The sequence below is a fragment of the Lactococcus muris genome (assembly GCF_042849115.1).
GTDB lineage: Bacteria > Bacillota > Bacilli > Lactobacillales > Streptococcaceae > Lactococcus > Lactococcus muris.
Genome location: NZ_BAAFQO010000017.1, coordinates 1 through 13,002 on the forward strand (window position 1 = coordinate 1; position 13,002 = coordinate 13,002).

A 13,002-nucleotide genomic window follows, 5' to 3' on the forward strand; every position below is an offset into this window, starting at 1 on the left:
TGAGCGTAACCAAGCATGAACCACCAGTCTTTCCAGCTACAGTATCGGCTTCCCAATGTCCAATCTCCAGACGTTGATTGGCACTTTCTGGACGTTCATGAATGGTATGGGAGATAGGGATTTTCCCCCTCTTTTCTTGATGTCCTTTCGTGTGCCTAGTTTTCCCTTTATGACGCAGTGAACGAATTAACCCACGATTACCATGACTTAATTTTTCAAGCTCAAATAGGCCATTATAGATTGCCCTATAGAGGGTTGTATAACTGACCTGTACTTCCGAATCTTCATGCTTTAATCGTGCAGAGATTTGTTCAGGAGACCATTGTAAATCAACGAATAAGTGTCTCACTTTCTCCCAATATTGACGATTGGTGAAGATTGCTTTTCTTCCACAATGACTTTTTCTGCTCTGGTATTTGCTTTGGGCAACCGTTGGAGAGTAGTCCTGATTAACACTATTTCTTTTAAGCTCCCTTGAAATTGTGGAGACACTCCGATTTAAGCGTCTAGCGATTTCACGCACAGAAACCTTTTGTGATGACCACAAAAATATACTTTCTCGTTCAAATATTGTAAGATGAGTATAGGGACTATTCATATTTCCTCCAGCTTAATAATGTTCTCGACAAACTTATTATACTGGATTTATGAATAGTCTTTTTTCTGTTGCACTTAAATTATAAATTCAAGATCAAAAAATGAGAACCAAGTAGGACTTTAACCGAGTTCAGCTAAAACACAAGGTTGAAAAATGCTGAGCCTCGTGTATAAGAAATGATAAAAATTCCGCCAAGCGGAATATTCTTAACGACTCTTTTGAACAAATTATAGTAAAAATGACTGACACAATTGTGTTCAGTCATTTTTTATCTTTATCAAACGGAGAAAACTTTCTGCCTCAGAAAAAATTCTTATACAGTGACTAAGCATTTTTTCATTTTTGAGACTCCTGTCTCCTCTTTTTATTATAAGATTTGGTTGTAGCTCCGTTCAAAAGCAGAACTCATATCGGCTGTTGCATCGTCAAAGGCTACTTTTTTCTCAAAAGTACCATGTACAATAATTCGATTTATAGCTCCGGGGTCTGCGCAGGTCACCAAAGTAATCTCCGTTTTTCCCGGTCTATCATCAATGACTTCTGAATGTTCAGGTGAGACAACGAATACCTCAGTAATCCGGTATTGGTAGATATTATTCTTATCTGTAACATAGATTACCATACCTTTCTTGGCCCGCTCTAAAGGGGTAAAAAGAAGATTGGTATTGCTCGTAAAACCTGTAACATTATGACTCGCCAGAGCATAATTGCCCTGTCCCATCACTTGGTCTTCTTTCATTGTTCCTGCTCCAAAAGCCAAATTTGCATTGGCTAAGCCTTTGAAAATAGGAAGGTTAATCCCAACCTCAGGAATAGCAATTCCTCCAATCACCGGCATCGCTTGACGATTCATCTGGTCGCGCAAAACCTGCTCAAAACTAATAGATTCTACGCTGTCAAAGTCAAAGGTTGCCTCTGCTTCTTTATTTTCTTTAATCGTTTCTCGTGTCACGTTATTAATCTGATAGTGGCTCGAATTTAAACCGATGAGCCAATTTCGAATAGGTTTATTAAAAACAAGAACTAAACCTACAAGAAAAAGGATCACAATAAGAAAATTGATAAATATCTTTTTCCCACTTTTCTTCTTTTTCGTCATTTACTCTTCCTTCTATTTTAAGTCATCTATCTTGCCCATTTTATAGTTATCATTGGTTAATTCAAATTGATCTTTGAGGCCCTCTGTGATATAAACTTTACTGTCCTTGTCCACAAATACAGCTTGTACATTCTCCAAAGTTTGAACATATTCATAACCTTTTTTGGTGCCAAGAGCATAAATCATCGTAGACAGTCCATCGCCATTACTGGCATCCTCTCCTGAAATCAAAAGGGTGATGCTGGCAATGTCATTATCAAATGGAAAGCCCGTTTTGGGATTTAGAATATGTGAATAACGATGACCTCCGACTTCTAAATAGCGCTCATAAATTCCCGAAGTGTTCACATGTTGATCCCTTGCTTTTAAAATACCCAGCTGTGATTTTTCAGAATCGTTCGGATCTTTGATAGCTATTGTCCAAGGATCACCACCATTGCGCGGGGATTGCCCAATCACATAGATAGAGCTTGATCCTAAGTCGACAATACCTGTCGTTACTCCGTTATTTTTGAGGTACTCAACCATCTTCATCGCAGTATAGCCTTTGGCAATGGAACCTAAATCAAGCTTCGCGCCTTTCTGACTTAAATAAACAGTACTCTTTTGCTCATCAAATTCAAGAAATTGATGGTTAATCAGTGGTAAAACGGCATTTATCTCTGCTTGTTCAGGCTTACGTGCATCAGGAAAGCCAATATTCCAAAGTTTGCTTAGGGGACCAATCGTAATGTCATAACCCATGTTTTTAGCAGAATAGTTATAACCCAGTTTGATCAGCTCATAAATATCCGAATTTACTTTTACTGGTTGGAGACCTGCCTTATCATTAATCTCAGCAATGACTGACCCTGCCTTATCTACAGAAATCCAATCGTCGTATTTTTCAGCAATCTTTAGAGCTTCTTCAACCGATTTTTCCTTACCCTTATCATAGACAGTAACTTGGATATAAGTTCCCATCGTTGTGGCATCCTTTTTTATCGGCTGCTCTAAAAGATTACGCGCATCCGTATTTGAACTACAAGCTGCCAGTAAAAAGATACTGACAGCTGTCGTCAAGAATATAAATAGTTTTTTCATTTTATTCTTCAGTATTTGGAACTGTATCTGCTTCACTTACTTCTTCGTCTTCTTGTTCAGGTTCAACAAGGGCAAAGGTCATAATTTGTGCTTCATCATCTAAACGCATGATTTTCACTCCTTGAGCTGCACGACCTGTTTGTGAAATATTGTCCACACTTGTACGAATCACTACACCTGTGTCGGTGATAACCATGATATCTTCTTTACCATCAATAGCAGTCAAGCCAGCAAGCTTTCCTGTACGTTCGGTAATATTCATGACTTTAATCCCTTTACCGCCACGTCCTTTCGTTGGGTATTCACTCGCAATTGTCCGTTTACCTAAACCTTTTTCAGAAATAACCAAAACTTCCTGTTCATCATGAACAGTCGCTGTACCAACGACAAAGTCGCCTTCACGCAGGCTGACACCTTTCACACCGGTAGCAGAACGTCCCATATCACGGACAACTGTCTCCTCAAAGCGGACTGAGAACCCATTGTGTGTTCCGATGATAATATTTTCCTCACCCGATGTGAGAAGGACATTAATCAATTCATCGCCTTCACGAAGATTAAGTGCTTTCAGCCCATTCGTACGAATATTCGCAAATTGCTTTGTATTGGTACGTTTAACTAAGCCGTTACGTGTCGTAAAGAACAGATATCTTTCCTCATCTGACTTCACCACATTGATAACAGTCTGAATCTTTTCTCCTTCGTCAAGTTTCAAAAGATTGACAATAGGTAAGCCTTTCGCTGTACGGCCATATTCAGGAATTTCATAGCCCTTCATACGATAAACACGCCCTAAGTTTGTAAAGAAGAGCAAGTTATCATGTGTACTTGTGGAGACCAGATGTTGTACAAAGTCATCATCAGTCATATTCATCCCCTGTACACCACGTCCACCACGTTTTTGCGCCCGGAACTCGTCATTGCTGAGACGTTTGATGTATCCCTTGTTGGAAAGAGTAATCAAGACATCTTCTTCTTCGATAAGGTCTTCATCTTCCAGATTCAACACTTCGCCGACTAAGAGCTCTGTACGGCGCTCATCAGCAAACTTACGCTTAATTTCACCCAGCTCTTCACGAATAATAGCTTTTACACGTTCTGGTTTTGCTAGGATATCTGCCAAATCAGCAATCAAGGCAATAAGCTCTTGATACTCACTTTCAATCTTGTCACGTTCCAAACCTGTCAAACGGCGCAAACGCATATCCAAGATAGCTTGCGATTGCTTATCTGACAATTGGAATTCGTCCATCATCGCTTTTTGAGCAATCGCATCCGTTGCAGATTCGCGGATAATTGTAATCATACGATCAATATTATCCAAGGCAATACGCAAACCTTCTAAGATATGCGCACGGGCCTCTGCACGGGCTTTATCAAAGCGCGTACGACGTTCCACAACTTCGATTTGGTGCTCAATGTAGTCGGTCAAGATTTGTTTCAATGACAGAATCTTTGGCGTCCCTTTTTCGATGGCCAACATATTAAAGCCAAAGGATGTTTGTAACTGTGTAAGTTTGAACAAGTTGTTCAAAATCACGTGAGCAGATGCATCACGACGGACTTCAACAACTAGGCGCACACCTTCACGGCTTGACTCGTCACGGCAGGCTGTAATACCTTCTATGCGTTTTTCTTGTGCCAAACGCACAATATGCTCATGCACTTTTGACTTATTGACCATATAAGGGAACTCAGTGACTACGATACGTTCCTTACCACCAGGTAATTCTTCGATTTCTGTTTTCGCACGAAGTGTAATTGAGCCTTTACCTGTCTCATAAGCACGGCGAATGCCGGATTTGCCCATAACCAGCGCTCCTGTAGGAAAGTCTGGTCCAGGTAACACTTCCATCAAATCACGGGTTGTCGCCTCTGGATTTTCCATCAGTAAGTCAACCGCATCAATTGTTTCGCCTAAGTTATGAGGGGGGATATTTGTCGCCATACCGACGGCAATCCCCGTTGTTCCGTTAACCAAGAGGTTAGGGAAGCGCGCAGGAAGAACTTCTGGCTCACGTTCCGTTCCGTCATAGTTATCAATAAAGTCAACAGTATTTTTGTTGATGTCTCGGAGCATTTCCAAGGCAATTTTGGACATCCGTGCTTCGGTATAACGTTGTGCGGCAGCACCGTCTCCATCCATGGAGCCAAAGTTCCCATGTCCGTCAACCAGCATATGGCGGTAACTCCACCACTGAGCCATACGCACCATTGCCTCATAAATCGAGCTGTCTCCATGTGGGTGATATTTACCCATGACATCCCCGGTAATACGGGCAGATTTTTTATGTGGCTTATCAGGCGTTGTACCAAGCTCGTTCATTCCGTAAAGAATGCGGCGATGAACCGGCTTCAAACCATCGCGTACATCAGGTAGGGCACGAGCCACAATAACTGACATTGCATAGTCACGAAAACTGGTTTTCATCTCCTCAGCAAGATTGACATTTATGATATTTTTATCTTCCATGTTCTCCTCTTTCAATGTATAAACACTGTCTCTATTATACCATAAATTCTCACTGTTCACCCTTGTTTTTAAATCCCTTGTTCACCTCAACAAGAGGAAATTCCTCTTGTATAAGTCCCACACTTTAGCGACTTATTCCTTGTAAAAAAGCATTTCTTATCATCAAAGGAGGCTGAAAAACTTTAGATAATTTTTCTTAAATACAATGGCTTATGTCAGAAAAACAAAATTACGTCTACATGTTGTATAAAAAAGCCGAGAAAAATGAATTTCCCGGCTTTTTTAGCATCCCCTATCATCAAGGACTGCTTTTATTTTATTTTCGCTTCAATAACGCGCGTGATATCTTCAGATAGTGGATGACCATTACTTGCACGTTCTGATAGACTTAAGTCTGTTAATTCTATATCATAAACTTTACCTATATCTGAGGTAACCTCCAAGACTTGGAGCTCATCACTATCTAAAGTTTCGGTTTCTGTGATACTAAAGAGGTCGACTGTTTCTGGAAGTGGCGCTTTATTCGTATTCACAACACTTCCAGCTGCAAATACAGTGTGTTGATTTGCCTTAAGCGGACGTAAAACTTGAAGTCCTCTGTTTGCACGGCTGGTTTCTGGGATCTCGTCCGACTTCACACGTTTAATAAATCCACGCTGTGTCAAAAGATACCAGCTGTCTGTCTGAACAAAAAAGGCCGCTTTTATCATATCCCCCGCTTTGAGGTTCATAGCTTTAACTCCCGCAGCTTTTGCACCAACTACTGGAACTTCGGAAATATTGAAGCGCAGTGCATAGCCATTTTCCGAAATCAACATCACATCCACATCACCCTGTGTAATAGGTTCAACCGTAACAATTCTATCTTTTTCACCTTTCAGTTTGCCATAAACTATTGACTTCGAACGATAAGTCCGCCAAGGTCTAAATGAAGCCAGCTCAATTTGTTTTATTTGTCCAGCAGCTGTCACTACCATATAGTTCAATTTTTCATCAAAATTATCTAAAACCTGCGCAAAGAGAATCTCTTCATTGGTTGCAAAGTTATTCAGTGTTTGCGACAGATGTTCGCCAATATCCTTCCAGCGTACATCTACTAGTTCATGCACTGGACGATAAATCAGATTCCCCAAACTTGTGAAGAGAAGCAAATGCTGCGTTGTACGTGCCCCTTCCTTGACGAAAATCAGCGCATCATCCTCACGTTTTCCTACTTCTTCAACATTTGACGATGCAAAACTACGCGGTGAGGTACGTTTAACATAACCGCCACGTGTTACAGAAACAACGGTTTCTTCTTCGGCAATCAACTGCTGTGCCTCAATCTCAATCGTTTCTACTGTATCTTGCAGTTCAGAGCGTCTTTCCTTTCCGAACTTCTTTTTCACCTCACGCAACTCACGCTTCATCAAGTTGAATAACGTACGCTCATCGTTGATAATGGCACGCAGTTCTAAAATTTTACTTTCTAGCTCTGACTGTTCATTTTCCAAAGTCACAATATCTGTATTGGTCAAACGATAAAGTTGCAAAGTTACTATCGCTTCTGCCTGTTCTTCACTGAAATCATAGCTCACTTTCAGGTTTTCCTTAGCATCTGATTTATTTTCAGAAGCACGGATTAAAGCAACGACTTCATCCAAGATAGAAACCATGCGGATCAAACCTTCTACCAGATGCAAACGTTTTTCAGCCTTACTCAAGTCAAATTTTGAACGTTTAACGATAACATCCTGACGATGGGCAATGTAAGAGCGCAAAACAGGGAGAACACCGACTTGACGTGGCGTCATGTTATCAATTGCAACCATATTAAAATTATAATTGATTTGCAAGTCTGTGTTTTTATAGAGGTAGTTAAGCACCAGCTGACTGTTGGCTTCTTTTTTAAGCTCGATTGCAATACGTAAACCTTCACGGTCGGACTCGTCACGCACTTCGGAAATACCAGGTACTTTGGCATTTACTCGCACATCATCAATACGTTTGACTAATGTCGCCTTGTTAATCTCATAAGGAATTTCAGTAACAACAAGTTGTTCACGTCCGCCTTTAAGTTTCTCCACGTCCACCTTTGAACGTACAACGATGCGTCCCTTACCTGTTTCATAAGCTTTCTTGATTTCACTACGGCCTTGGATGATAGCCCCTGTAGGAAAGTCTGGTCCGGGCATAAGAGTCATGATTTTCTCAACATCAGCTTTAGGATGATCAATCATGTAGATTGTCGCATCAATAACTTCTGCAAGATTATGTGGCGGAATATCTGTCGCATACCCCGCGGAAATACCTGTTGAGCCATTCACCAATAAGTTAGGAAAACTTGCGGGCAGTACAGTTGGCTCTTTTTCCGTGTCGTCAAAGTTCCACGCATGAGCAACGGTATCTTTCTCAATATCTTTTAACAAATACGAAGAAATTTCTGATAAACGTGCTTCTGTATAACGCATAGCAGCCGGTGGATCACCGTCCATCGACCCATTATTCCCGTGCATTTCAATCAAGGGCTCCAGCATTTTCCAATCTTGTGACAAGCGAATCATCGCATCATAAATTGAGCTGTCACCATGTGGGTGAAAGTTACCCATGACATTACCGACAGACTTGGCAGACTTACGATAAGCTTTATCAAAAGTATTGCCATCCTTATTCATCGAATACAGGATACGACGTTGAACAGGTTTTAAACCGTCGCGAATATCAGGCAGGGCACGTTCCTGAATAATGTATTTTGAATAGCGCCCAAAGCGCTCGCCCATAATATCCTCTAAAGGTAGAGTTTGTATATTAGACATAAATCCTCCGACATTTATCTCATCTATCTAAATTTTCGAAATGCTTTTTTAAGAGGGGAAATCTTTTAAATCCAAGATCATCTCAACATGTTTAATGCCGTCTTCTAAAAATGGTTCAGAGTCTTCAATAAACCCGAAGGAAGCATAAAATTTCCGGAGATAGTACTGTGCTTCAATACGCACTGCTGGTTCTCGCCAAGCATGAGCAAGAAAATCAAGTGCCTGTTCCAGCATTTTCCGAGCAGTTCCCTTGCCACGCTGACTTTCCCTAACCAGAACACGACCGATGGAAGCTTCAGAATAAGAAAGACCAGCTGGTAAAATTCGACAATAAGCCTGAATTTCTCCTGATATATCTTCTAACCACAGGTGTAAAGCTTTTTGATCTTTCCCATCAATATCTTGATAAGCACATTCTTGCTCAAGAACAAAAACCTCCGAACGTGCTTCTAAAATTTTATAAAGTTCTGATCTTGTGAGTTCCTCAAAATTTTTAATTTTCCAGCCCATACGTTTATTCCTCTTTGCTTATTTCATTTATAAAGTTTGCCTTCTGCATCTCTTTTAAAAAATCAGAATGGATGGTTACTTTCTCGTTGTTGTAGAGTGTAACGGTTAGACTATACCCCGTAGAATAAGCCGCTGTAACTGCCAAACCGGTCACTTCAAACTTTTGCCAGTTTCGCGCCTTATCTCTACGGTAATACACCAGCTCTTTAGTGATGGGCAAGCTTAACTTTCGCCGCACTTCTTCCGTTACTGCTGTGTCAGCCCCACCAAACAAATCCATTTGTAAACTTTCAGTCGATATAGCTTGCGGTTGAGGCGGACGTGACAAGTTCTGCAAGTATTGGTACAGCTTTGCCGTTATAAGACAGTCATTAAGTGCATCGTGGCTACGTAAATCGATGCCCAAAACATCCTTAAAGGTTTCTAGCTTGTAGTTGGGCATCTGTACCAATTTTTTTGCTTCTGAAAGCGTATCATAAACTTGAAAATGTGGTGCATTTTCTATCTCACAATCTACAATAGCTTGATAAAGGAAGCTGACATCGAAAGGCGCATTGTGGGCAACCATAAGACTATCCCTAGAAAAAGCAAGAAAATCTGGCAAAACCTCTGAAAGAACCGGTTGTTCTACCAAGGCTGCTGGCCAAATTCCGGTCAATTTTGAAATTTTAGTTGGAAGATAAGAACGTGTGGGCTTAATCAACTGATTAAATCGACCGACTTCTTGGTGCATATCATCGTACTTCACAGCACCAATCTGGATAATTTCATTTTTTTGAGGGCTGAAACCTGTCGTTTCAAAATCAAACACAACATAATGCTGTCCCATTTCATTTCCTCCCTAACTTAGACTTAGAGCCGTTTGCTTAGCTTAAAAGACCGTGTTTTCTTCGAGTGTAAACTTCACATTGTTTTCAATCCACTTACGACGTGGTTCAACCTTATCTCCCATTAAGACAGAAACACGTTTTTCTGCCTGAGCCGCATCATCTATGGTTACTTGAATCAATGTACGCGTTTCTGGGTTCATGGTTGTTTCCCAAAGCTGCTCTGCATTCATCTCACCCAGACCTTTATAGCGTTGAAGAGTAGCTCCCTTGCCAAAATCTTGACGAAGTTTTTCTAACTCTGCATCCGTCCAAGCATAGGCAATCTTTTCTTTTTTGCCCTTTCCTTGACTCATTTTATAAAGAGGTGGTAAGGCAATATAAACGTGACCATTTTCGAGAAGGGGCTTCATATAACGATAGAAAAAGGTAAGAAGTAAAGTCTGAATATGAGCACCGTCTGTATCTGCATCGGTCATAATAATCACTTTATCATAGTTCCGATCTTCAAGGGTAAAGTCTGCACCAACACCAGCACCGATGGTATAAATCATTGTGTTGATTTCCTCATTTTTGAGGATGTCCTGCATTTTAGCTTTTTCCGTATTGATGACTTTCCCACGCAAAGGAAGAATCGCTTGGAATTTACGGTCTCGTCCTTGTTTTGCTGAGCCTCCAGCAGAGTCTCCTTCGACAAGGTACAATTCATTTTTATTAGGATTTTTCGTTTGTGCTGGCGTTAGTTTTCCTGAAAGAAGGCCTTTATCTTTTTTACTTTTCTTTCCTGTTCTTGACTCTTCCCGTGCTTTACGCGCAGCTTCACGCGCCTCGCGTGCTTTAATTGCTTTTCGAATTAATTTCTGTGCCAGCTCACCATTTTCCAAAAGGTAAAAGGTCAGTTTTTCAGAAACGAGCGCATCAACTGCTGGACGGGCTAAAGGAGAACCTAGTTTGTCCTTGGTTTGTCCTTCAAACTGCAGATATTCTTCTGGAACAAGGATAGATAAGACCCCTGTCAAGCCTTCACGATAGTCAGAACCTTCCAAGTTCTTATCCTTATCTTTAAGCAGTCCTGTCTTTCTTGCATACTCATTCATGACCTTAGTTAAGGCTGTCTTTAGTCCTGCCTCATGTGTCCCTCCATCTTTTGTACGCACGTTATTTACAAAAGAAAGAATGTTTTCAGAGTAGCCGTCGTTATATTGTAAAGCTACTTCCACTTGAAATGCATCCTGATCCCCTGAAAAATAAAGGACAGGTGTTAAAGTATCCTTGTCTTCATTGAGATAACTTACGAAGTCCTGAACACCATTTTCGTAGTGAAATTCATCCTTAACCTCTTCATTTCCACGATTGTCTGTAAGTGAAAGCGTAACGTCTTTAAGTAGAAATGCGGATTCATTCAAACGTTCGAATATTGTTTGATATTTAAATTCAATTGTTGAAAAAATTGTTGCATCAGGCATGAAAGTAACTTTTGTACCTGTTTTGGACTTAGGGGCCTTTCCAACTTTTTCCAAGGTCGTTACAGGATGTCCGCCATTTTCAAAACGCTGACGATAAACGCTACCATCGCGGGTAATTTCTACTTCAAGCCAGCTTGACAAGGCGTTTACAACTGATGACCCTACACCATGTAGGCCTCCAGATGTTTTATAACCGCCTTGCCCAAACTTTCCACCAGCATGAAGTACTGTGAAAATAACTTCGACAGTTGGCTTTCCCGTAACGTGTGTCCCCACTGGCATACCCCGCCCTTCATCTTCTACTGTTACGGAACCGTCTTTATTTAAAGTTACAGCAATTTTTGTCCCAAAACCAGAAAGTGCTTCATCGACTGCATTATCAACAATTTCCCAAATCAAGTGATGCAATCCAGTCGAGTCCGTTGAGCCAATATACATCCCAGGACGCTTTCTTACAGCATCAAGACCCTCTAAAACCTGAATCGCACTGTCATCATAATTATTTATATCTATCATTCATTATTCTCCATTTAAGCCAACTTTAACTGGCAGAAATATTCATCTTTCCTATTCTACATTCTTAAGGAGCCTTTGTCAAAGGTCTTTATCATTTGAAGGATCGTTTTTCATTCCTCCACTTCTACAAAAAGAAAAGGTTTTTCTTCATAAAATATCAAAATTCATCAACTTTTATGTTATAATTGTGGAGCTATTATAAACATAAAAGAAAGATGATATGACTACAATAATTTTATGCCTCCTCGCTTATCTTATAGGAGCAATTCCTACCGGGCTTTGGATTGGGAAAGTTTTCTATAAAAAAGACCTGCACGAACACGGGTCTGGAAATACGGGTACAACAAACACTTTCCGCATACTGGGGAAAAAAGCAGGTATCATCGTTTTTATCTTTGACTTGCTTAAAGGAACTTTAGCAACACTTTTACCTCTTATATTTCATGTCCATGGTGTTTCTCCCCTCATTTTTGGATTACTTGCCGTTGTAGGGCACACCGTTTCCATCTTTGACAAGTTTAAAGGCGGGAAAGCTGTTGCCACTTCTGCTGGTGTTGTTTTGGGCTTTAACCCTTTTTTCCTCCTATATTTAGCTGTGATTTTCTTCTTGGTTCTCTATCTCTTTAGCATGATTAGCTTGTCTTCCATTGCAGGAGCCATAGCTGCTCTGCTTGGCGTCCTTATTTTCCCCCACTTTCACTTTATCCTCCCAAACTATGATCCCCTCTTCTCACTGATTATTATGGTTTTAGCTTTAATTATCATCATCCGTCATAAAAGCAATATCCAAAGAATAAAAAACAAGGAAGAATCTCTGGTTCCGTTTGGCCTTAACCTCAGCAAACAACACAATATATAGTATTTTACATAATTCGCACACACAATATCTAGTATCGATAACTTGACTAGGTATTTTTTTTATACTAAAATAAACACATAAACAAAGAAATTTTTTTAGAAAAAATTGGAGAAATAAATTATGGTTACTGTCTACTCAAAAAACAATTGTATGCAATGCAAAATGGTAAAAAAATGGCTCACTGAGCACACTGTTAATTTTGAAGAAATCAACATTGATGAAAAACCAGAATTTGTTCAAACGGTTCTCGATATGGGCTACCGTGCAGCTCCTGTTATCGTCAAGGGAGAGGTTTCTTTCTCTGGCTTTAATCCTAGTGAATTGGCAAAATTGGCATGAAATTAGTATATTTTAGCATAACCGGTCAAACGCGCCGCTTTGCAAACAAAACCCGTCTAGAACATGAGGAGATTTTACCTCAAAATCCGGAATTTGAAGTAAATGAAGACTTCCTATTAGTCGTACCTAGCTATGCAGACGAAACACCTGGTGCTGAAAGAAGTATGGACATCATGGATCCTGTCTTTGAATTCATGGCCTACGCCGATAATGCCCAGCACTGCAAGGGAATTGTTGGTACCGGAAACCGTAACTTTGCTTTCCTCTACATCTTTACTGCAAAACAGTTGTCTGCCCAATTCAAAATTCCTATCGTCTACGATTTTGAGTTTAATGGCACACCGGCAGATGTTGCTGCTGTTGAAGAAATCGCTGCCCGGCTCGATTCTGGCGCAGCTATCAGTCTTAAATAGTTAGACTGTACAAAAAATAAATTA

General features: G+C 40.4%; 11 protein-coding genes. 3 read left to right on the top strand and 8 right to left on the bottom strand.

Going from position 1 to position 13,002, the window contains the following annotated elements:
• The 8 genes from ACGHCK_RS09590 to parE all read right to left on the bottom strand — a co-directional run.
• Positions 1-598: IS30 family transposase (locus ACGHCK_RS09590; protein WP_394304441.1), on the bottom strand; the 598-nt coding region annotated here is incomplete at its 3' end.
• Between the two features lie 367 nt (positions 599-965).
• Positions 966-1,697, bottom strand: a complete 732-nt coding sequence (locus tag ACGHCK_RS09595; protein WP_251422295.1) for a class A sortase — start codon at positions 1,695-1,697, stop codon at positions 966-968.
• A gap of 12 nt (positions 1,698-1,709) precedes the next feature.
• Positions 1,710-2,780: an FAD:protein FMN transferase gene (locus ACGHCK_RS09600; RefSeq protein ID WP_271328331.1), complete on the bottom strand. Its 1,071-nt coding sequence runs from the start codon at positions 2,778-2,780 to the stop codon at positions 1,710-1,712.
• 1 nt (position 2,781) lies between these two features.
• A complete protein-coding gene (gene gyrA / locus ACGHCK_RS09605) occupies positions 2,782-5,253 on the bottom strand; it encodes a DNA gyrase subunit A (RefSeq protein ID WP_271328332.1) in 2,472 nt (823 codons plus the stop codon).
• Between the two features lie 311 nt (positions 5,254-5,564).
• Positions 5,565-8,048 carry a DNA topoisomerase IV subunit A gene (parC, locus tag ACGHCK_RS09610; protein WP_251422284.1) on the bottom strand — a complete coding sequence of 828 codons (2,484 nt, stop codon included), beginning with the start codon at positions 8,046-8,048 and terminating at the stop codon, positions 5,565-5,567.
• A gap of 48 nt (positions 8,049-8,096) precedes the next feature.
• Positions 8,097-8,558 (bottom strand): GNAT family N-acetyltransferase, encoded by a 462-nt coding sequence (locus ACGHCK_RS09615; protein ID WP_251422281.1) that lies wholly within the window; start codon positions 8,556-8,558, stop codon positions 8,097-8,099.
• Positions 8,559-8,562: 4 nt separating this feature from the next.
• Complete coding sequence (locus tag ACGHCK_RS09620; protein WP_251422278.1) at positions 8,563-9,387, bottom strand: 3'-5' exonuclease; 825 nt, start codon at positions 9,385-9,387, stop codon at positions 8,563-8,565.
• Positions 9,388-9,429: 42 nt separating this feature from the next.
• Complete coding sequence (gene parE, locus ACGHCK_RS09625; RefSeq protein WP_251422275.1) at positions 9,430-11,367, bottom strand: DNA topoisomerase IV subunit B; 1,938 nt, start codon at positions 11,365-11,367, stop codon at positions 9,430-9,432.
• A 220-nt stretch (positions 11,368-11,587) separates the two neighbouring features.
• Here parE and plsY point away from each other — a divergent pair, with 220 nt between their 5' ends.
• From plsY to nrdI, 3 genes are all read left to right on the top strand, one after another.
• Entirely contained in the window at positions 11,588-12,226 is a 639-nt protein-coding gene (gene plsY, locus ACGHCK_RS09630; protein ID WP_202231343.1) for a glycerol-3-phosphate 1-O-acyltransferase PlsY, read from the top strand.
• A gap of 120 nt (positions 12,227-12,346) precedes the next feature.
• Positions 12,347-12,565, top strand: a complete 219-nt coding sequence (gene nrdH, locus ACGHCK_RS09635; RefSeq protein WP_202231342.1) for a glutaredoxin-like protein NrdH — start codon at positions 12,347-12,349, stop codon at positions 12,563-12,565.
• Positions 12,562-12,978 carry a class Ib ribonucleoside-diphosphate reductase assembly flavoprotein NrdI gene (gene nrdI, locus ACGHCK_RS09640; RefSeq protein WP_251422268.1) on the top strand — a complete coding sequence of 139 codons (417 nt, stop codon included), beginning with the start codon at positions 12,562-12,564 and terminating at the stop codon, positions 12,976-12,978. Before nrdH ends, nrdI begins: the two co-directional genes overlap by 4 nt.
• Positions 12,979-13,002 lie beyond the last annotated feature (24 nt).